General features: G+C 34.2%; 22 protein-coding genes and 3 tRNA genes. 18 read left to right on the forward strand and 7 right to left on the reverse strand.

Annotated elements, in window-relative coordinates:
• The gene (rpsL, locus tag OH814_RS08815) at positions 1-414 is read right to left on the reverse strand and encodes a 30S ribosomal protein S12 (protein ID WP_031503575.1); all 414 of its coding nucleotides are present in this window, start codon (positions 412-414) and stop codon (positions 1-3) included.
• Between the two features lie 459 nt (positions 415-873).
• Here rpsL and OH814_RS08820 point away from each other — a divergent pair, with 459 nt between their 5' ends.
• From OH814_RS08820 to OH814_RS08845, 6 genes are all read left to right on the forward strand, one after another.
• A complete protein-coding gene (locus tag OH814_RS08820) occupies positions 874-1,350 on the forward strand; it encodes a Dps family protein (protein WP_074230950.1) in 477 nt (158 codons plus the stop codon).
• Between the two features lie 94 nt (positions 1,351-1,444).
• The gene (pncB, locus tag OH814_RS08825; RefSeq protein WP_308827908.1) at positions 1,445-2,623 is read left to right on the forward strand and encodes a nicotinate phosphoribosyltransferase; all 1,179 of its coding nucleotides are present in this window, start codon (positions 1,445-1,447) and stop codon (positions 2,621-2,623) included.
• 40 nt (positions 2,624-2,663) lie between these two features.
• Positions 2,664-3,134: a YciI family protein gene (locus tag OH814_RS08830; protein ID WP_308827909.1), complete on the forward strand. Its 471-nt coding sequence runs from the start codon at positions 2,664-2,666 to the stop codon at positions 3,132-3,134.
• A gap of 3 nt (positions 3,135-3,137) precedes the next feature.
• Positions 3,138-3,665 (forward strand): hypothetical protein, encoded by a 528-nt coding sequence (locus OH814_RS08835; protein ID WP_308827910.1) that lies wholly within the window; start codon positions 3,138-3,140, stop codon positions 3,663-3,665.
• 9 nt (positions 3,666-3,674) lie between these two features.
• Positions 3,675-5,168 (forward strand): DNA recombination protein RmuC, encoded by a 1,494-nt coding sequence (gene rmuC / locus OH814_RS08840; RefSeq protein ID WP_308827911.1) that lies wholly within the window; start codon positions 3,675-3,677, stop codon positions 5,166-5,168.
• A gap of 56 nt (positions 5,169-5,224) precedes the next feature.
• A complete protein-coding gene (locus OH814_RS08845) occupies positions 5,225-5,992 on the forward strand; it encodes an RNA methyltransferase (protein WP_308827912.1) in 768 nt (255 codons plus the stop codon).
• 66 nt (positions 5,993-6,058) lie between these two features.
• Here the strand turns inward: OH814_RS08845 and OH814_RS08850 are convergent, their stop codons facing one another.
• On the reverse strand, positions 6,059-6,286 hold the full coding sequence (locus tag OH814_RS08850; protein WP_308827913.1) for a hypothetical protein: 228 nt from the start codon (positions 6,284-6,286) through the stop codon (positions 6,059-6,061).
• 184 nt (positions 6,287-6,470) lie between these two features.
• Between OH814_RS08850 and OH814_RS08855 the strand changes: the two genes are divergently transcribed.
• A complete protein-coding gene (locus OH814_RS08855) occupies positions 6,471-7,637 on the forward strand; it encodes a hypothetical protein (RefSeq protein WP_279196682.1) in 1,167 nt (388 codons plus the stop codon).
• Positions 7,621-8,202, forward strand: coding sequence for a hypothetical protein (locus OH814_RS08860; RefSeq protein ID WP_115620458.1), 582 nt, complete (start codon positions 7,621-7,623; stop codon positions 8,200-8,202). The genes OH814_RS08855 and OH814_RS08860 overlap by 17 nt, the downstream gene beginning before the upstream one ends.
• On the opposite strand, the gene OH814_RS08865 is transcribed toward OH814_RS08860, so the two are convergent.
• Positions 8,151-8,726, reverse strand: a complete 576-nt coding sequence (locus tag OH814_RS08865; protein WP_308827914.1) for a 5-formyltetrahydrofolate cyclo-ligase — start codon at positions 8,724-8,726, stop codon at positions 8,151-8,153. The genes OH814_RS08860 and OH814_RS08865 overlap by 52 nt on opposite strands.
• 194 nt (positions 8,727-8,920) lie before the next feature.
• Complete coding sequence (locus tag OH814_RS08870; RefSeq protein WP_308827915.1) at positions 8,921-10,276, reverse strand: rhodanese-related sulfurtransferase; 1,356 nt, start codon at positions 10,274-10,276, stop codon at positions 8,921-8,923.
• A gap of 293 nt (positions 10,277-10,569) precedes the next feature.
• Here OH814_RS08870 and OH814_RS08875 point away from each other — a divergent pair, with 293 nt between their 5' ends.
• The gene (locus tag OH814_RS08875) at positions 10,570-12,096 is read left to right on the forward strand and encodes a trypsin-like peptidase domain-containing protein (RefSeq protein ID WP_076557415.1); all 1,527 of its coding nucleotides are present in this window, start codon (positions 10,570-10,572) and stop codon (positions 12,094-12,096) included.
• Positions 12,097-12,166: 70 nt separating this feature from the next.
• Here OH814_RS08875 and OH814_RS08880 read toward each other — a convergent pair whose 3' ends face one another.
• The 3 genes from OH814_RS08880 to OH814_RS08890 form a co-directional block, all read right to left on the reverse strand.
• Positions 12,167-12,619, reverse strand: a complete 453-nt coding sequence (locus tag OH814_RS08880) for a hypothetical protein (RefSeq protein ID WP_076557412.1) — start codon at positions 12,617-12,619, stop codon at positions 12,167-12,169.
• Positions 12,619-12,999 (reverse strand): RidA family protein, encoded by a 381-nt coding sequence (locus OH814_RS08885; RefSeq protein ID WP_066679870.1) that lies wholly within the window; start codon positions 12,997-12,999, stop codon positions 12,619-12,621. Before OH814_RS08885 ends, OH814_RS08880 begins: the two co-directional genes overlap by 1 nt.
• A 104-nt stretch (positions 13,000-13,103) precedes the next feature.
• Entirely contained in the window at positions 13,104-15,692 is a 2,589-nt protein-coding gene (locus tag OH814_RS08890; RefSeq protein ID WP_076557410.1) for a putative LPS assembly protein LptD, read from the reverse strand.
• Between the two features lie 52 nt (positions 15,693-15,744).
• On the opposite strand from OH814_RS08890, the gene OH814_RS08895 reads away from it, so the two are divergent.
• From OH814_RS08895 to OH814_RS08935, 9 genes are all read left to right on the forward strand, one after another.
• Complete coding sequence (locus OH814_RS08895; protein WP_076557408.1) at positions 15,745-17,037, forward strand: N-acetylmuramoyl-L-alanine amidase; 1,293 nt, start codon at positions 15,745-15,747, stop codon at positions 17,035-17,037.
• Positions 17,038-17,092: 55 nt separating this feature from the next.
• Positions 17,093-17,167, forward strand: a tRNA-Glu gene (locus OH814_RS08900).
• Positions 17,168-17,287: 120 nt separating this feature from the next.
• Positions 17,288-17,851, forward strand: a complete 564-nt coding sequence (locus OH814_RS08905) for a hypothetical protein (RefSeq protein WP_308827916.1) — start codon at positions 17,288-17,290, stop codon at positions 17,849-17,851.
• A 6-nt stretch (positions 17,852-17,857) separates the two neighbouring features.
• Positions 17,858-19,981, forward strand: a complete 2,124-nt coding sequence (locus OH814_RS08910; RefSeq protein WP_308827917.1) for a cation:proton antiporter — start codon at positions 17,858-17,860, stop codon at positions 19,979-19,981.
• A gap of 202 nt (positions 19,982-20,183) precedes the next feature.
• Positions 20,184-20,504, forward strand: coding sequence for a hypothetical protein (locus OH814_RS08915; protein ID WP_076557402.1), 321 nt, complete (start codon positions 20,184-20,186; stop codon positions 20,502-20,504).
• Positions 20,505-20,581: 77 nt separating this feature from the next.
• A complete protein-coding gene (gene rpsT, locus OH814_RS08920) occupies positions 20,582-20,836 on the forward strand; it encodes a 30S ribosomal protein S20 (protein WP_076557400.1) in 255 nt (84 codons plus the stop codon).
• 10 nt (positions 20,837-20,846) lie between these two features.
• Positions 20,847-20,918: transfer RNA gene (locus OH814_RS08925), tRNA-Glu, on the forward strand.
• Positions 20,919-21,016: 98 nt separating this feature from the next.
• A tRNA-Glu gene (locus OH814_RS08930) sits at positions 21,017-21,088 on the forward strand.
• Between the two features lie 131 nt (positions 21,089-21,219).
• Positions 21,220-21,876: a FadR/GntR family transcriptional regulator gene (locus OH814_RS08935; RefSeq protein WP_308827918.1), complete on the forward strand. Its 657-nt coding sequence runs from the start codon at positions 21,220-21,222 to the stop codon at positions 21,874-21,876.
• Positions 21,877-21,905 lie beyond the last annotated feature (29 nt).

Raw genomic sequence — 21,905 nt, forward strand, 5'->3', positions numbered from 1 at the left:
TTATTTTTTCTTACCTTTAGCTGGAGCAGCTGCTGCCTGACCTGGTTTAGGTCTCTTAGCTCCATACTTAGATCTTCTTTGAGTTCTTCCGTTAACTCCAGCAGTATCCAACGCACCTCTTACGATGTGGTATCTTACTCCTGGTAAATCTTTTACTCTCCCCCCGCGTACCAATACTATCGAGTGCTCTTGAAGATTATGTCCTTCACCTGGGATATAGGCGTTAACTTCTTTACCGTTTGAAAGTCTTACCCTTGCAACTTTTCTAAGTGCAGAGTTAGGTTTCTTAGGAGTGGTAGTATATACTCTCGTACATACACCTCGTCTTTGTGGACAAGAATCAAGTGCAGCCGATTTACTCTTCTTGGTAAGTGCGACTCTTCCTTTTCTAACTAATTGTTGAATAGTAGGCATTTAATTGCTTTTATTTTAGGGTGCAAAAATAATAATAATTTTTTAATTGACAACCAGTTATGTAGAAATAATAATCTTTATTTAATTTAAACTAACCTTATGATTATATATAATCTACATCAAGCAGGGAGATACAGCTCACTATAAAAACTTTTATGTCTTCAAAAATATTATATATTTTTAGCTATGAAACATTTAATTCCTGATTAATTGGAACCGCAAATTTGATTTTAAATGATTTATTATAATTTATCTTACTTTATATAGCTAAACTAATCTCACTTTTTTTCAAAAAGGTAATATAGTTATCATCTATAAGTACTCTACAATTTCGGCACAATATTTCCTTAACTTAGAGATATCAAAAATAAACTTATGAAATCGCCATCATTTGCTATTATAAACAATACTGGAGATATGAGCGATTTCATATTACCTTAAAAAATAAATTATATACATATGAAAAACGCTAATATTATTGGTTTAAAGGAAGCCGACTGCCAAAACATTTCAGAAAAACTGAATATTCTACTTGCTAACTACTCCGTATTTTATCAAAATACAAGAGGATCTCACTGGAATATTAAAGGCGAGCAATTTTTTACATTACACCCCAAGTTTGAAGAATTATACAACAGTTTAGTTTTAAAAATCGATGAAATTGCAGAACGTATTTTGACTTTAGGAGCAACTCCGGCACATAATTATTCAGATTACCTGCAGGTTTCTACCATTAAGGAAAGCAAAGAAGTAAGCGATGGCAACAAAAGTGTAGAGATTATTCTAAATTCTTTTAAAGTTGTCATTGATTTACAAAGAGAACTTCTAGACATTACAGACAAAGCTGGCGACGAAGGTACCAACTCACAAATGAGCGATTATATTACCGAGCAGGAAAAAGAAGTTTGGATGTACAACTCTTATTTAGGGAAGTAAAAACCAGACAAAATCATTACAATATTAAAAAATCGTCTTACATTTAGGCGATTTTTATTTTAAATAAACTAAATTTGTGTTAAAATTACACAATATGCGAAATATGACTTTTAACTCCATTCTCGACAACGATTTCTATAAAATCACCATGCAAAACGCTGTGGTAAAACTTTTCCCGAGTCAAACTGTAAAGTACGAATTTATCAATCGTGGGAAACATCATTTTCCTGAAGGCTTTGATCATGCTTTAAGAGAAATCGTCAATAAAATGGCCGAACTGAAACTCACTAAAGACGAGAAAAAATTTCTGGCAAAAACCTGTCCTTATCTAGATCTTCCTTATTTAGATTTTCTTGAAGGCTACCATTACGATCCGTCTGAAGTAAAAATTCTGCAAACCGGAAACGATTTATCAGTAACGGTTGAAGGACTTTGGTATCGCACGATTCTGTGGGAAGTTCCATTATTGGCTCTAATCAGCGAGTTGCATTACGAAATGAATCACATGGAAAGAGATTCAAACGAAACTGTAATGGCCAAAACATTAGAGAAAGCAGATTCATTAAATAAATTAGGCGTCACATTTGCCGAATTTGGTACAAGGAGAAGACATTCTTATAAAGTACAAAACCTGGTGATGGAAGCTTTAACCCAGAAAAAAGAATCTACATTTATAGGAAGCTCCAATGTACATTTTGCAATGAAATACGGTGTAAAGCCAATTGGAACCCACGCCCACGAATGGTTTATGTTTCACGGAGCTGAATTTGGTTTTAAAATGGCAAACGAATTAGCGCTTGAACATTGGGTTGATGTTTATCGCGGTGATTTGGGAGTGGCGCTTTCAGACACCTACACTACCGATGTTTTCTTTCAACAGTTCGATAAAAAATTCGCAAAACTTTTTGATGGCGTTCGTCATGACAGCGGCGATCCGTTAGAATTTGCCGATAAGACGATAGCTCATTATCAGCGTCATTCAATTAATCCATTATTTAAGTACATCATTTTTTCTGATGGCTTAAATCTTGAAAAAGTAGAAGAAATTACCAATTACTGCAAAGGAAAAATTGGAGTTTCTTTTGGAATCGGAACTAATCTTACCAATGATGTCGGTTTAAAACCAATGAATATCGTAATGAAATTAATCGGCGTACAATCTTTAAATAAAGAATGGATTCCTACCGTAAAACTATCTGATGAACATGGAAAATACACCGGTGATCCGAAAATGATCGAATTAGCAAAAGAATTTTTAAGAATTAAAGATTAAAGTTTAGATTTCAGACTTATAAATTAAATTGTTATTGATCATGAAAATAAAAATTTATTTATCCCTCTCCTTTTTGATGGCAACTTTATCTTTTGCCCAACAAAAGAAAACAGAAAAGCCGAAATTCAATCAGGAATTAGCGACATCCCTCGGCGCAGACAAATATGGTATGAAAGCTTACACCATTATAATGCTGACAACCGGTTCTGCAAAAATTGAAGACAAAGCAAAAATGGGAAAATTAATGAAAGGGCACATGACAAACATAGGAAAATTAGCTAACGAAGGAAAAATTATTGTAGCCGGACCTTTCTTAGAAAAGAACAAAGAAAATTACCGCGGCATGTTCATCTTCAACACTAAGTCCAAAGAAGAAGCAGAATCTTGGGTAAAAACTGACCCTGCAGTTGCAGCTGGAGTTTTTAGTTATGAAATATTTCCTTGGTATGGTTCCGCAGCTTTGCCTTTATATCTGAAACATCATGATGAGATTTCAAAAGAAACTCCTTAAATTATGAATTCAAAGATAAAAATTCTACAGCAGTTAAGAATTCCAATTCTTTTAATTGTAGCTTTTATTAGTGTCTCATGTAATAGTTTTGAGGATAACTTCTATTCGCAACTAAAAACTAAATCTGAAATTTATCATAAAACAAAAAAACTTCAGCAGTTTGATCTCAGTAAAATCACCAATTTTGATTGGGATTATTTCCAGTATATTAGAGGAAATGAAAGTGTTGAAATTTCCGCTTATGACATTAAAAAAAGTCTGGATTTAAATTTTGATCCTAAAACTTTAGATTTAAATAAAACAAGATTTTACTTTTTCAAAAACAAAAATTTAATCAGGGAAATAGAAATTAATTCGGAAGATTTTAAAACTCCATATTTCACTATTAATTACTGTAATAAAGACATCAATAAGATACTCAGAGAAGAAAGGGTTTTTTCTCTTCCGCTGAAACAAACATTTTACTATTCCCAAATTGCCGAAGGAAATAATTTAAAATTTTCCCAAACCACAAATATTTTCTTTTCGTAATTTTGAGAAATGGAAATCACTTACCTGATCATTGGATGTTTTGCCGGAGCTATTATTGGCGCAGTTCTCATTTATTTTATTTTGAAGTCATCTATGGTTCTAAGAAGTTCTTATGATGAACTCAATTATTTAAATATTAAAACTAAAGCAGATTTAGAGAACTTAAATCTGAAAATTCAGGATTTAGATCAAGCCATTAAGAATGAAAAAGATTTTAATCTTCAACAGTCTGATCTTTTAAATGATCTTAAAAATGAATTCTCCAAAATTTCAGCAGAAAACACTTTTCTTCAGACTCAGTTTGATGAGCAAAAACTTTTAAATCAAAAGCAAAATACTCAAATTGAATCGATTCTGAATGAAAAACAGCATTTATATGCTAAAAACTCAGAATTAACTGCTCAAAATGAAGGTTTACATCAATCACTAGAAACTCAGAAAGAAGAAATTAAAAAAATTCAGGAAGAAGGAAAACTTCAGTTTGAAAATTTGGCCAACAAGATTTTAGAAGAAAAAACAGAAAAATTCACAACCGTTAATCAAAATAATCTAAAAAATATTCTTGAACCTTTTCAGGAGAAAATCAATGATCTAAAAAATAAAGTCAATGAAGCTTACGAAAAGGAAAACAAAGAACGTTTTTCCCTTGCTGAAAAAGTAAAAGAACTTGCTCTGCTCAACCAACAAATTTCCGAAGATGCTAAAAAACTCACCAAAGCCCTGAAAGGAGAAAGTAAAACTCAGGGAAATTGGGGCGAAATGATCCTGGAAAGTATTCTGGAAAAATCGGGATTGGTAAAAGGAAGAGAATATTTTCTGGAGCACGAGCTCAGAGACGAAGATAACAAAGCTTTATTTTCAGAATTTTCGGGCAAAAAAATGCGTCCGGATGCAGTTGTAAAATATCCTGACGAAAGAAATGTAATCATTGACTCTAAAGTTTCTTTGACCGCTTTTACTGAATTGGTGGACGAAACAGATTCTGATATTTATCAAATAAAAGTCAACCAGCATTTATCATCCATAAAAACCCACATCAGCCAATTGAGCCAAAAAGCTTACGATGATTATGGGAAATCGCTCGACTTTGTGATGATGTTTATCCCAAGTGAACCGGCTTATATTGCTGCAATGCAGGCCGATCAAAACCTTTGGAATTTTGCTTACGAAAAGAGAATTTTACTTTTAAACCCGAGCAACCTGATCACTTCTTTAAAACTGATCGCCGATCTTTGGAAAAGAGAATATCAAAACCGAAATTCTATGGAAATTGCCGATCGCGGTGCTAAATTATATGATAAATTTGCCGGCTTTGTAGAAAATCTTGAAAAAGTTGGGAAGAATTTAGACCAGGCAAAAAATGTTTATACAGATGCTTTCAAGCAGCTTTCTACCGGAAATGACAATCTGATTGCTCAGACCCAGAAATTAAAATCTCTAGGAATTAAAAATAAGAAAGAGCTTCCACAAAGCTTGATCAATGGTATAAATAATGATTTATAATTGATAAATGATTTTTAAAAATTATTTTTGCATCAATTATCAATCATTTACCACTTATGATCATCGAAAGTTTCCAGAACGAAAAGATAAAACACGTTACCAAACTCCTTACAGACAACCGCTTTCGTAAAAAGTCGGGAGTTTTTGTGGTAGAAGGGCAACAGGAAAACGAAAGAGCTCAGCAGTATCATTTTGAAGCCGTAGAATTTTTTATCTGCGAAAATATTTTCAAAGGAAAGACTCCTAAAGAAAAAATTCACTTTGTCAATGATAAGGTTTATGAGAAAATTGCGTATCGTGGGAGTTCAGAAGGGATCATCGGAATCTATAAAACCAGAGAAGCTCCTCTTAATAGCTTTAAACCAAAAGAAAACTCAACCATAATTATTGTTGAAGGCGTTGAAAAGCCCGGAAATCTGGGTGCAATCTTAAGAAGCTGTGAAGCTTTTGGAATTGATGCCTTGATCGTTGCTAACGGAAAAACAGATTTTTACAATCCAAATGTTATCCGATCTAGTGTAGGTTGTCTTTTTGGAATGGCCGTTTTTCAGGCTGACAACAATGAGGTCTACGAATTTTTACAGAAAAACAGCTTCAACATCTATACAACCATAATGGATGAGACTTCAAAAGATATGTTTGAGCGAGATTTCAAAAAGCGTTCAGCAGTTTTATTTGGTACTGAACACTCGGGATTGAGTAACTTCTGGTTTGGGAAAGGTGAAAATACATTAATACCAATGACAGGAAGTATTGACTCCTTAAATTTGAGTAATGCCGTAGCCATTACCTGCTATGAAGCTTTAAGACAAAAGAAATCTTAAACGATAAGACATAAAAAAACCGTCTCGCTAAGCGAAACGGTTCTTTTATTGTAGCAGTAGCTAGAATTATTTCTTAACTTTAGCTGAATCAGACTTAGCTTCAACGCTATCTTTCTTCATATCAGTTGTAGTGTTGATAGAATCTTTTTGAGCATCAGCAGTAGAATCTAAACCAGACTGGATTGAATCAGCGTTGTTCTCGATAGAATCGTTAGTACCAGTTGTAGCTTCACCTTTCTTACAAGCAACTAAAGAGATAGCAGCGATAGCAGCTACGAATAATGACTTTTTCATAATAAATTAAATTTAATTTTGTTAATATTGTTTTTTAAATCTTTTTCTCTGTTCGGTTATTTGAACAAGACAAAGGTATAGCAGATATAAAATTTGTTTATGAAAAATAATTGTAATAACTTTGTAAAATCGTTTTACAAATAAACAAAACTGATAATCAACAATTTAACTACTTTTTTATAAAGTGACAGATTTAGACCTCTTACATTTTGAGCAGCTCAAAAAGGACGTTCAAGCTCAATATTTGAAAGAATACACCCCTTCTTATGATGAAATATCTAAGTGGAAGGGTATTGATATCATCTATTTTCAGGAAGACCTTAGGAAAAAAGCCAAAGGGAACATCAGTGAAAAATCTTTTTACACTTATTTTAAATCATCTCCTGTATCAAAATTACCTCGTATCGACATGCTCAATTTATTGAGTATTTATGCAGGTTACGACTCTTGGTACGATTTTAAGAAGAAGCATCTTTTTGCCGGAGAATTACTAAGTGATGAAAAGGATCTGAGTGATGAAGAACTGAAAGAATTAGAAAAAACAGTTTCGAGCGCATTAAACTTACCTAAAACCGAATCCGAACCTAAAAAGATGGAGTTTAACAGTGAAGAAAACACTGTTTTACAAAACAACAATATTGAAAATCAGCCAATTGAAAAAAAACAACCTATTTCGGAAATTGCTGAAAGATCAGAAATAAAACCTTTAAAAAAGAATCATCAAAGGACTGCATGGATTGCTGCAACATTGGTTTTTGTAACTTTATTGGGTCTTTTGGGTTTTAAAGATGAAATTTTTCAAAAAACTTATGTCTATTGCTTTACAGATGCCGACAGAAATCTAAACGTTCAGCGTGATATTGAGATTAAAGTAATCAAAGAAAATGAATCTCCGATTTTATACAGAATAAAACCAGGTGAATGTTTCAGATATCCAACAAAAGACAAAACACTGAAAATGCTGATCAGCTCTACGGTTTATGAAGATCTTGAGGTCAACAGAAATCTGGAGAATGCTCCTGAAAATGAAACAATAGAGCTCAAGCCTGATGATTATAAAATGGCACTTTATTATTTCTCTATAAAAGATATTAACGGAGAAAACTCTGAACAGCTTATCAAACAGAAAAGAAAGCAGCTGGAAAATCTCATCAGCAATATGGCTACAATAACGCAGGTTTATGACAGTGATATCTACGGCCTTGAAACTTTAGATAAGCAGGATTATATTACTTTGGTAACGACACCTACCACTTCACTAAAGAACCTGAACGTAATCGAAATGAAAAAAGATAAAGGAAAAATAGTATCTATCAAATTTAAAATCTCAAACCATGAAAACAATAAATAACTTTTTGTTTTTAACGATACTTCTTGGCGTGATTATGACCGCCTGCACAAAAAAAGAAGAACACAACAATATAAGCGATCTTGAAAAATTAAGAAACACAAACAATATCAATGTCCCGATGGACAGCACGCAAGCGATTAATTCTATTACTCTGCAAAAAGTACAGGATGTGCTTGATCTGTCTACGCTTTACCTTTCCGGAAATAAAAAGACAGAAATAGACACTGCTATTTACTCAAAAATTGAAAAATATTTTCAAAAATCTGATTCTACTACTTTTCACGGGCTGTTTAAAGAACTTGAAAGCCTTAAAGTAAAAAAAGTGAAAGTGAGCAACATTAATGTTTTTAAGAAAATTAATGATAAAGACACCTTAGATTTCGCAAAGTTTAATGTGGAATATATTGGCGATAAAAATAAATCGATAGGAAATTTCGAAAGAAGTGCACAATATACGCTTGTCTCTAAAGCGACAGAAAAAAATAAAGAATTTAAGTTTTACTTTATTAAATTCTATTCTGATTTAACAGAAAAAGACAGCACATCAGTAGCTGTCACAAGATAGTCTAAGGGGATATCATTTTCCCGGACATCATCAATTATATCATCGGGGTTAAAATAATTAACTCCGATTTTTTTTGAATTTTTTGAAATATTTTTAAAGAACTGATCATAAAAACCTTTTCCATATCCTACTCTATTCCCTTTAAAATCACAATAAAGCAAAGGAGTAATCACAAAATCAAAATCTAGCACTTCCGAATCTTCATTTGAAACAGGCTCTGAAATCCCCCAATTATTGGTTTCAAATTGAGTGTCGAAGAAAATTTCAACAGAAATTAATTTTGTATCGACAATTTTAGGAACAAACACTTTTATGTTTCTGCTTAGAAAATAATCAATAAAAATCTGGGTATTTATTTCTTTAAATTTTTCAATCGGAATGAAAATATGGACTCTCTGGTTGGAAACCGGTTTAAAAAAATTGATGAAATTTTCAAAAATTCTTTCAGACAAAAGGAAAACCACATCTTGTGACAGATTTTTTCTTTTTTCGAGATATATTTTTCTGATTTCTGATTTTTTCATTCTCAAATTTACAAAAAACAGCTTTATACAAAGCCATTTTAGAGATAGCGCTTCTACGGAGCTCCAAATTTTGTTGCAGTATTTATCTACACAGATGAAAATCCTACGGAGTTTTCCAACAACATTTAATTCAACAAAAAAGTTTGCACTCATATGGAGCGCAAACTTTATATTATTATAAACCTGAGAAATTTCTATCCTAAAATTTTATATATCTTATCAGACAGACGAACCCTGAACGGAAGCTCAAAAGTAATTTGATCTCCTGCTTTTGCTGTTTCACAAGAGCTGCCATCAACCAGCATTTCGGTAATTGTAATTTCCTGTTCACCGGTTGTAGGACCAGAGATTAAAATCTTATCTCCAACTGAAACTTCATTATTTTCAATTAAAAACTGGGCAATCTTTGATTTTGTGTAGTAATGTTCAGCTTTTCCGAGCAGCGTTTTTTTGACAGCAATCTTCTGACGAATATTTTTTGAATCAACTTTCGCTAAAGGTTTATTGGGTAAATCACCTGATTTTTTAAAGGTCAGAGCATCAGATTTTCCTTTTCTGAAAACTTTATTTCCTACCTGCAATCCCTTTCTTAGTGCGACTTGTTCTTCTACTGGTAAATGCGTTATTTCTAAACATTCTGTTGAACAACAGTTTTCCATTGCCGTCTTACAGTCATCACATTGTATAAAAAGCAAATGGCACGCATCATTGGCACAATTGGTATGATTATCACAAGGCTTTCCACATTGATGACACTGTGAAATAATATCGTCGGTAATTCTTTCACCTAACCGATGATCAAACACAAAGTTTTTACCGATAAACTTACTTTCTATATTTTCTTCTTTGATCTGACGGGTGTATTCAATAATTCCACCTTCCAATTGGAAAACATTTTTAAAACCCTGATGTTTAAAATAAGCGCTGGCTTTTTCACAACGGATTCCTCCGGTACAATACATCAGCAGATTTTTATCTTCTTTAAAATCCTGAAGTTGTTTGTTGATAATCGGTAAACTTTCTCTGAAGTTTTCTACATCCGGAGTAATGGCGCCTTCAAAATGACCGACTTCACTTTCGTAATGATTTCTAAAATCCACGACAATCGTATTGGGGTCTTCAAGCAAATTATTGAATTCTTGTGCTTTAAGGTGAATTCCTTTATTGGTCACATCAAAAGTATCATCGTTCAGTCCATCGGCAACAATCTTATGCCTAACTTTAATTGTTAATTTTAAGAAAGAATGGTTGTCTTGCTCAATAGCTACATTGAGACGAATGCCTTTCATAAAATCATAGGCTTCCAGCGTATTTTTAAAATCGTCAAATTGATCTGCAGGAATACTCATCTGAGCATTAATTCCTTCATGCGCAACGTAGATACGACCCAATGCATCAAGTGCATTCCAGGCTATAAATAATTCGTCGCGAAATTTTTTGGGATCTTCAATTTTGGCATACGCATAGAAAGACAAAGTAAGGCGTTGCTTACCGGCTTCATCAATAAGCTGAGCTCTTTCTTCTGCGCTTAAGGTGTTATACAGTTGCATGCTATAAACGTTTTAAGTGAGAAAAATATTTCTGCAAAGATAATACTTTTAAACTGAGTTCATCAAAGTGATAATTATCACTAGGATATTCCTGAAGTGGTAAAATTGTCAGTATTTTTTTTAATTAATTCTTAAGCTTTGTTAATAATACTTCGTAAATTATGACTTAAGATATAAAATGACACAATACTCGTTAAATTTTAGTTAAAACGGTAACACAGCATAGTAATTGCATACTTATTTAACAGTAAATTTGTGTTCAACAATACAATAATTAAAACAGAAAACATACAATGAAGAGTACTTTTAAAAAACTTTTACCATTTGCCGTTGTGGGAATCCTATCAGGAGCTACTACTGTTGGCGTACAACAATATTTAGTTCACGATTCTAATAACGGGGATCAATCTTATTTTACCAAATCAAATAACGCCTCTTTTGTAGGGATGAATACTGCAACCGTGGGTGATGATTTTGTGAAAGCGTCTAAAATGACCGTACCAGCTGTTGTTACGATTAAAAATTATCAAAACAGGGCATCAAGCAGAGCTTCTGAGCAGGATTTGTTTGACTTCTTTTTTGGTGATCCTCTTGGAGGGAAAGGTCAACAAAGACAAAAACAACAGCAAGCACCAGAGAATATGCCTTCAGGGTTAGGATCGGGAGTGATTATTTCTCCTGATGGGTATATTATTTCAAACAATCACGTTGTGGCGGGAGCCAATAAGCTTGAAGTTGTTTTAAGCAATAAAAAATCCTATATCGCAACATTGGTAGGTACAGATCCCAACACCGATATTTCATTATTGAAAATCGAAGAAAAAGGTTTGCCTTATTTAAACTTTGCCAATTCTGACAATATTGAAGTTGGACAATGGGTTCTAGCAGTAGGAAATCCGCTTGGACTGAATTCTACAGTTACAGCGGGAATTATTTCTGCTAAAGGAAGAGGAATAGGAATTCTGAGCGGACAGGGAAAAGCAACAAATCCAATCGAAAGCTTTATACAAACTGATGCCGCTATTAATCCCGGGAACTCAGGAGGAGCATTGGTGAATGTGAATGGTGATTTAATTGGAATTAATTCTGCGATCTCATCAACAAACGGATATTATCAAGGATACGGATTTGCTGTTCCGGCGAATTTAGCAAGAAAAATCATTGAGGATATCAAGAAATTCGGTATTGTACAAAGAGGTTTCTTAGGTGTAAACTCTTTAGATCTATCAAATGATCAGCAAGTTGCTTTTTACAACCAAGAAAAGAAAACCAATATAAAACCGGGTTCAGGAGTTTATATTATTGGACTTCCAGACAATAGTGGTGCACAGGATGCAGGAATGAAAATTGGTGATATCATTACTAAAATTGATGGAGTCAACATTACAGATTTTGCTGATCTCTCTGTTGCCATCGGAAGTAAAAGACCAGGTGACAAAGTACAGGTGACCTATACAAGAAACGGAAAAGAGACAACGTCAACCGTTACCCTGAGAGATCAAAAAGGTGGAACTTCTGCCAGAACTAAAGCCGATCTAAGCGTTACCGAAAAAATAGGTGCCGAGTTCCAAAGTCTGGATGACAGAACGAAAGCTTACTATGGATTAAGCAGCGGAGTTGTTGCTAAAAATGTAGTGGAAGGAAGCGAAATCGCTAAGGCGGGTATCGTTGACGGTTACATCATTACAGAAATTAACGGTAAGCCAGTAAATTCTCAGAAAGATGTAGAAAACTTATTAAATAAATTCACAGGAACAGGCCAGATAAAATATATGGATGATTACGGAAGAGGTTATCAAAGAGGATTCAAAATGCCTTAGTAGAAACAAACACTAAACAAAAAACGCTGCAGACTTTAAAATCTGCAGCGTTTTTTTATGTTTTTTAAAATTACTTTCTATTCATTTTTTCAGCAATTATTTTCTTTTTATTCCTTTCATAAATCACCTCAACGATTTTACCTCCCATCCATGCAAATGGAAAAAAGACAAGAAAAATAGAAATTTTATAAAATGTAGGATGATAAGGAAGAATAATTACATCAAGCATTGCAATAAAAAGCATGATGAAACCAATAAGAATCGCATAAGCTACTTTTGCATATTTTACAATCATCGCAGTAACAACGCCACCTACAGTAGTACCAAGCCCAGAAATAAAAAGCAGAAAGCCAAAAAAGGCATCGTTATTTTTCATGCTTTCTAAAAATCTCTGCCAATGCTCAAACGGAGCAAATGCATCAAAGGTAACCCACTTAGGAAAAGCCCTTATACCAAGAGTGATTATAAGCCCTGCAATCACAAGACCTACCAAAACCGCAAATGTATTTCTTATAAAACTCATTAATCCTGATGTGCAATCATAGAAATTTCGATATCAACATTCTTTGGCAGACAAGAAACCTGTACAGTCTCACGAGCCGGGAAGCTTTCAGCATCAAGATAAGATGCATAAATATCATTCATTACCGCAAAATCATCCATACTTTTAAGGAAAATACTCGCTTTAACAACATTTTTAAACGTCATGCCTGCTTCTGTAAGAATCGCTTCAAGGTTTTTCATTACCTGATGTGTTTCCTTCTCAATTCCTTCTACCAATTTACCCGTTGCAGGATCTACAGGAATCTGACCAGAGATATACAAAACTCCGTTGGCAAGATTTGCCTGAGAATAAGGACCAATAGCTGCAGGAGCATTAACTGTGTTGATGATTGTTTTCATATATAGATTTATTTACTTTAAAAATCATACCAAATCATTTACGATTTGAATATACTTTATTTTGGGTGCAAAGATAAAATTTATATTGTAAAATCAGTATGACTTTAGAAAGGTGCATTAGGCTGAGTAAAACTTCTGTCTTTATACTTCAATGCATCGCTTAATATATTTGCTTTAATTCCGATAAAGAAATCATACACTTTATATTGCCCAAAAGGAACCCAGTTAAAGTTAATGGTAAAACTACGCTGATCTCTTGAGAAACCTATTCTTGTGTAAGCCAGCTCCTTCGTCACCATATCGTAATGCGTACTTCCGTTGATATTCCAGTAAGGAGTAAGCTTTAAGCTTCCATCCAGACCGATGGATGCTATTTTATTAGCGGTTCTCGTTAAGTTTCTCGAATATTGATAATTGGCATTCACATTCAGGGTCCAGGCCTGATCAAAGTGTGCATAGTTATCATCATCAAAGAAGTAATTCTCGTTTCTGATTTCCCCTTTTTGCGAATAGGTTTTGGCGTAATCTTTTTTCTCTCCAAACAGTTCGCTGCTTAAAGGATAAGAAAGCTGCACATTGAAGCCTTGTACACTAAACGAACCGAAATCTTCTGTTCTAATACCTGTATCTGATCCCGGAGCAAATAAAATCTTGTATGGCTCAATAGATAAACTTGTATTTACGCTTAGTTTATTATCGAAGAAAGAAGACTGCCCGCTCACTGAAATAATCGACCATGGATGGCTTTTTGCAGCAAAGTTGTAATTCCCGCTGATATTTAAAGATTCGAAAATCTTCATTTTTTTCACTCCGGTAGAATCACTTTTAGACTTTACCTTCATTTCGATATTGTTACCAATGTTATAGCTTAAGGCTCCCACCATTCCCGTCGTCGGCGTTCCTACAATTCCTCTGTCAAAAATAGAATATGGCGTTAAAGCTCCATTAGCATTATAGAAATTTTTGAAATATCCGAATTGCTCACCGCCAAAATCAGGAGAATATGTGAAGCCAATACTTGGTGTCACCATATGTCGTATCGCTTCTATTGTAGATCCTTTTTTGAAGTTGAGCATTCCGTACAACTGAGTCTGCACACTTGCAGATGTAGAAAATATACTGTATCCTGCAATTTGCTTATTGATCTGGTCAACCTCTATATTCTGTACAGGATCATAATATTTGGTAAGCGTTTTTGTTGTTAAAGCATTATCAATTGTCGCTGACAAACTAAATGTAAAATACTTGGCAAAAGTCGTATTGGTTCCTAATGCAATATTATTTTTTAATCCTGTTTGTAATTTATCCCACATGGCGTCGGTAAACAGCTCTCCTTCTTCTGTACTTACAAAGTTAGAAAGGTTCAAGCCTGTATTTACCGTTATGTTTTCTAATAATCCGGATCTTACACCGGTTTTAGACTTAAATAAATAAAACTGATTGATCGCAACATTCATCTGTGGTAAACGCAAATCTGCCAATCCGGTAGCAAAATTCTGAGAATAAGAAGCTGTACCGGTAATGGTTGCCGGAAGTTTCAGAAATCTTTTGGTAAGCGTCAATGTAGAGTTTTGCTGAGTCCTCAAAACACTCTGATCCAAAATATAGTTGTTGTTCACCGTATTGTTGTAGAATGTCTGACTCGTGACATCTACGGATGCAGAAAATGTAAGGAAAGGGTTTGCTTTTGTATCTTGAGTATGCCTCCAAGCAATTCTGTATGTTCCTGTTTTACTGTAATTATCAAGACCTTTAATTCCTCTTACGGTGCTTCCGATATCTGCTGAGAAATTACCTGAATATCGGTATTTTTTAAGATAATTCATTTCAGGTCTTATCGTCCAGCTTCCTTTTGTATAAATATCTGCCAGAACTTTCAGATCGAAATGTTCTCCGATTGGCTGATAATATCCTATCCCGTTAAGGAAAAAACCGACATCTTCTCTTTCCCCAAAACTCGGAATCAAAATTCCTGCAGATCTTTTACTTGAAAACGGCAAAATCGCAAACGGCAAGATCAAAGGTGTTGGAACATCTTCGATGTACATTTGTGACGGACCTACAATTAATGACGAACTGTTTTTTCCTTTCTGCATTTTGATATAAGATGCCAAAAGGTGATAATCGGGTCTTGTGTCTTTTTTTTCTATATAATAAGTATCGGTCGTGAACTCTGCATGTCGCATCACGAAGACAGAATCGTTGTATTTTTTGGTTTTATCGGCTACAATTAATCCTTCACTTTCCTCAGTTCTTGCGTTATAAGCAATTGCTTCTCTGGTTTTCGTATTATAATTAAAGCTTTCTACTTCATACTTTTTCCCTGCCTGATTCACCTGAGCAAGCTCAAATACTTTGCCTAAAGAATCTAGCTTTCCACGGGCAAAAACCAGGCTTCTCTCTTCATCGATCGAGATATAATCTGCATCTATCTGCATATCCTGATATTTTACCTGAGCATTTTTATTCAGGTAAATCATCCTTTTCGGAACATCTCTACGAATGTCATCAGCTTTATAATCTACTACAGCGTCTAGAGATTCTTTGGGTGCAGCTATGGTATCCTTTTTGGAAATAGTATCATTAATTATCGTAGCTTTAACTACTTTTTTAGGACCTTCCTGTGCTAAAAAACTGTTAAAAATTAGGATAATTAAAAATTGTAATATATTTTTGAAGACGGTTTTGTCCAATTTTGTTCTGTATAATTTGGCTCAAAATTAATATAATTTTTATAACTGTATGATGTACAAACTAAATTTTAAAACAATTTTAGCATTTCTACTGATATTCTTCACCTCTTTTACTTTTGCACAAAAAAAATTCACTGTAGTTTTAGATGCAGGGCATGGGGGAAGCGATAACGGAGCCAACAGAAATTATCCCGATCTGGGTCTTGTTCAGGAGAAACATGTAACGTTGGGAATTGTGCTGAAATTGGGAGCAATGCTTGAGAAAAACAAAGAATTCAAAGTTATTTATACCCGAAAAATAGACGAATACCCTTCTTTGACAGACAGAACCAATACTGCGAACCGAAGCAGAGCAGATTTATTTATCTCTGTACACGTAAACTCTTCGCCTAGCCGTTCTGCAACTGCAAGAGGTACCGAAACTTTTGTACAAGGTCCTGCTCAAAACAGAGAAAACCTTGAAGTGGCAAAACAGGAAAATAGTGTAATTTATCTTGATGAAAAAGATAAAGAAACGTTTGCCTCTTATGATCCGTCTTCACCAGAATCTTTAATTGCCTTAAAACTACAGCAAAGTAAATATCTCGAAAACAGCTTGATCGTAGGAAGTTTCGTAGAAGGAAACTTTGAAAAAAGCGGTCGTTTTTCTCGTGGTGTAAAACAAGAAAACTTACACATTTTAAGAAGAAGTGCCATGCCTTCTATCCTTATTGAAACAGGATTCGTTAATAATTATGACGATGCTGCATTCTTAAATTCCGAAAGAGGACAAGTAGAAACAGCAGAAAATATCTATAAAGCGATTATTGATTACAAAAAAGCGGTTGACAGAAAAACAGGTGCACAAGTCATTACAAGAAAACCGGAACCTGAAAAACCGGCAGAAGTAGCATTGAAGAACGACTTCAGAATTTTATTGATGACCATGCCTGTAAAATACAATGATGGAGATCCTGAATTGAAGGGATTGAATTATATTCTTCCTATCAAAGAAAACGGATTGTACAAATACTATTACGGCGTTACCAATATGGCTTCTGTAAAAGATATCAACCTTAAAACAGCTAAAGATGCAGGTTTCAGAAACTCTTATGCGGTTGGATTCATGCCAAATCAGAAACTGAGCATTGGTTATTATAACATTGAAGTGTATGTAGGAAAAGACAAACTAAGCGCAAATTCTTATATTCTTCAAACCCTGAAAGACGTAGACCGAAACAAATCTAACGGAATGTTCTACTACACCTACGGAAAAGTTTATACCTTGGAAGATGCTGTAAAACTTCAAAAAGAATTGGAAAGCAAGGGAATAAAAAACACCGTAATTCAGAAGAACTTTAAATAACCCCTATAATTTTGAAGTTTAAAAATTTATTAATATTTTTGCAAACTCAAAATTTGGTCTATTCGTCTAGTGGTCAGGACTCAAGGTTTTCATCCTTGCAACAGGAGTTCGATTCTCCTATAGACTACCAAAAAGCTCTCTATTTCAGAGAGCTTTTTTTATGCGTTTTTATAAGATTACACCTATCCAAAGCCAAAAAACACAACAAATATTCTTGATTTTTTGTACATTTAGGCTACAACTTACTTCTATGAAAAAATCAATACTCTTAATTTCATTCTTATCAGTACTTTTTAGCTGCGACAACAAAGACAAAGCAAACGATTTAGCGCTGAGGGAACAGGAATTACTGAATAAAGAAAAATCATTTGCACAAAAAGAAGCTGAATACCAATCTTTACTAAAAATGAGAGACAGCATTTTTAATCATAAAAAATCAGATTCAATAAAAATTATGAAATGGTCTGATGAAATTTCCGGAGCGTGGACGGGCAAAGTAATCTGTACGGAATCGAACTGCAGCGATTATGTAGTGGGAGATCAGCGTACCGACACTTGGGAATTCGACAGCGATTCTATACAGCTATTTACAAAAATCATCAGTAACAATAATTTGGTAAGATTATATTCAGGTAAATTTGAGAATAATGAAATCAAACTTAATTTCAAAACCGATTCCACAGCAAAAAAACAGGTAGACATGAATGTCCTGCTTAATGAAATATCGCCAAACAAAATCAGAGGAACAAGAACCGTCTCAGTTGACAATTGCAGGGCAAGATTTTCTGTAGAATTAATACGTTCCACCAAATAAGCAGAGATGATTCTATTAAGCATACACAACCTCAGTCTCCCCATTGAAGATCCTGTATTGAAGTTTCTTTTGGTACTTATCATAATTCTTGCCGCACCACTTTTACTCAACAAAATAAAAGTTCCTCATCTTTTAGGATTAATCATTGCGGGTGCAGTAATTGGCCCAAACGGATTTAATGTACTGACAAGAGACAGCAGCATTGTAGTTACCGGTACCACCGGGCTGCTTTATATTATGTTTCTCGCCGGCCTGGAAATCGACATGGGAGATTTCAAGAAAAATAAATGGAAAAGCCTTACTTTCGGGTTATTCACCTTCATCGTTCCCTTTGTTTTGGGATATTTGGGAGGATATTATATTCTAAATTTTTCGGTATTAACTTCCGTACTTTTTGCCAGTTTATTTTCATCTCATACTTTAATTGCCTATCCGCTGATCAGCAAATTGGGCATCGCAAAAAACCCGGCAGTCAATATAACCGTTGGAGGAACGATGATTACAGATGTTTTGGCATTATTGGCTCTTGCCATCATTGTAGGTATGTCTCAAGGTGATGTAGGAACAGAATTCTGGGTAAAACTGTCGGTTTCTTTTATTGTTTTCGGGCTCATCGTTTTGGTGATTTTCCCGATGATAGGAAGGTGGTTTTTCAAGAAAGTAGATGATAAAATCTCACAATATATTTTTGTATTGGTTATGATTTATTTGGCTGCTTTATTGGCCGAATTAGCCGGAGTTGAAGCCATAATCGGAGCATTCTTTGCAGGACTTGCCTTAAACAGACTAATTCCGCATACTTCTTCGCTGATGAACCGTGTAGAATTTGTCGGAAACGCCATATTTATACCTTTTTTCCTGATAAGCGTCGGAATGCTGATCGATTTTAAAGTTTTTTTTGAAAGCTGGGAAACTTTGGAAGTTGCAGCCATTATGCTTGTTGCGTCCATTGGAGGAAAATATCTTTCGGCTATTGCCACACAAAAAACATTCAGACTTTCTAAAGAAGAAGGAAAACTTATTTTCGGTCTTAGTTCCGCTTCCGCAGCAGCAACATTAGCTTCAGTAATGGTCGGTTACAATATCATCATTTCAGAAACAGAAACCGGCGAACCTGTGAGGTTATTAAACGAACATATTCTTAACGGAAGTATTTTACTCATTCTTGTTTCATGTACCGTTTCATCATTTATTTCCATGTCGAGTGCTCAGAAGATCGCAGAACAGGATAATGAAGAAACAGTTTCCGGGAACAGCCATGAACAGGAAAATATTCTTTTAGCTTTAAATCATGAATCTACTGTAGAAAGAATGGTAAATCTCGGGATTTTAATTAAAGCTCATTCGAACACCGAAAATTTATTTGCTTTAAATGTTATTAATGAAGAAAAAAATGAATCTTCAGAAAAAAATGCAGACAAGCTACTCCATCAAGCTACCGATACAGCCGCCGCCGCAGATGTGAAAATACAGCCTTTAAAAAGATATGACAACGATGTCATCATCGGCGTAAACAATGTAATTAAAGAACAAAACATCACCGATCTTATTATCGCATTAGAAGACAGCAAGGGTTTTTCGCCGTCTTTTACAGACAATCTTTACAATGGTTATCTGCAGCGTGATGATGTCAACGTTCTGGTTTATCATGCCATTCAGCCTTTAGCAACTATAAAAAACCATGCAGTAATGATTCCTGAAAATGCACATAAAGAAGCCGGATTTTTTCATGCTTTGCTGAGAGTTTGGAATATTGCAAGAAATTCGGGAGCAACGATTACCTTTTATGCTTCAGAAGAGATCCTGAACATTTTACAGAGGATCATTAAAAAAGCCAATATTGAAGCTGAATTTATCATAATGAGCAGATGGAAAGATGGCGAAGAGACCGCGGCTCAGCTCAAAGATAATGAAGCCCTTATTATTTTTATGGCAAAAAGAGGAATGAAATCATATATTCCACAAATGAGATTGATTCCTGAGCTTCTAAACAAAAATTTGAGTGATAAAAATTATTTACTGATTTTCCCTTTTTCAGAATTCGACAGTACAAATTCTGAGAAAAGATCGGTAGGGAATCATAATGATTTTATGGAAATAGGGAATATTGTAAATAATGTCTTCAGATAAACATGCTGAAAAACAAGCACGTAAAACTAAACATCAGTAAATTTTCATTCAAAATTAAATTTGATTTTGTTTAAAATATGAAAAACATTACTTTTGCAGAAGTTTAAAGACTGAGCAATCAGTCGACAGGATAAAAACCGGTAAACTTTACTCTAAAAAAGTAAATAAACACAGGCCTCACAAGACTACCAAATTTTACATCATGCCGAATTTAAAAATTCAAGAAGCACAACTTCTTTTTAATAAAATTCGCTCGAACCCGAAAGGGTATGATTTAAAAACTAGTACGGAAGGGATTACAGGCAAGGATGATAAAATTAGTTTCAAACTCTACAAGAGCGGAGAAAAAAGTATTTTTGAAGTAACCATCGACGGACTTACTTTTTCCAACTCTACCGGAGAATGGAATAATGCAATGATTATGTTGGAAAACATCATCACAAAATTAGGGAAAGAAACTGAAAATATTAAAGTACAACAAGCCTTAGACAAGCTTAAAAAGTACCTTTCAGAAGAAAACTAAAAAAAGTTAAAAATAATCAAAAATAAATTTGGTGGGTAACGAAAAAGTCTATAAATTTGCACTCACATTTAAACGATATGGCTAATCATAAATCAGCACTTAAAAGAATAAGACAAAACGAAGTTAGAAAAGTTCGTAACAGATATTACCACAAGACTGCTAGAACAGCAATCAAAGTGTTAAGAAATGAAGAAAATAAAACTTCAGCAACAGAACAGTTGCCTAAAGTTATCGCATTATTGGATAAATTAGCTAAGAAAAATATTATCCACAAAAATAAAGCGGCTAACTTGAAAAGTAAATTGACTAAGCACGTTAATAAATTAGCGTAATTATATAGTTGGCCCGTTCGTCTATCGGTTAGGACCTCAGATTTTCATTCTGGTAAGAGGGGTTCGACTCCCCTACGGGCTACTAAACTTAATTACTACTAACCGGGTAATTAAAATAAGAGTTGAAACTTATTAAAACAAAAAAGCTAACCCTGTGAATTTATTTACAGATTGGTAGATGGCCCGTTCGTCTATCGGTTAGGACCTCAGATTTTCATTCTGGTAAGAGGGGTTCGACTCCCCTACGGGCTACAAAAGAGATTTCATATTTTGAGATCTCTTTTTTTATTTGTAATATGGTCAAAAGTCATCAATAAAAATCTTCTAATATAAAATTAAAAGTTATACTTTTGCAATTCATCAGATGATATGATGTTTTAACTATGCAGATTCAAAGAAAAACTTTAGCGCAAGAAGTTGCAGATAGATTAATCGAAGGGATATCCAGCGATGACTATGCTATTGGCGAAAAACTTCCGATTGAATCTGAACTTATGAAAATTTATGGAGTCGGCCGATCAAGTATTCGGGAGGCTATAAAAATTTTATCTATTCAGGGAATTCTTAGTGTACAACAAGGCGTGGGAACTTTTGTCGTTTCTAAAAACGCTCACGAAACATTAGATTCTCAAATGAATAAAGCACAGATTGAAGAAGTACAGGAAGTACGTTCACTGCTTGATTCAAAAATTGCAGCAAAGGCAGCGATCAACCGAACTGAGGAAGATTTAAAAACAATTAAAAAATATCTTGATTTCAGAAATCAATTTGCAGAAGAAAATCTGGCAACAGAATGTTATCAGGCAGATATTAATTTTCACTTAGCTATCGCAGAATCTTGCGGTAACAATCTTTTAAAAGAAATTTATAAAGTAGCAACCAAACATATCATGAGCTCTTTCGAAACAAGACATCATAATAATACAGAATCATTTAAAATTTCTCAAAAAATACATACAGATCTTTTCAACGCAATAGAAAATGGAGATGCAGAGAAAGCTTCTGGCATTGCTCAAAAAATTGTAGATCAGATTTATTAAAAAAAATTTAATAAAATTCATCAGATGAT

The organism is Chryseobacterium sp. CFS15, from assembly GCF_031118795.1.
Classification (GTDB): domain Bacteria; phylum Bacteroidota; class Bacteroidia; order Flavobacteriales; family Weeksellaceae; genus Chryseobacterium; species Chryseobacterium indoltheticum.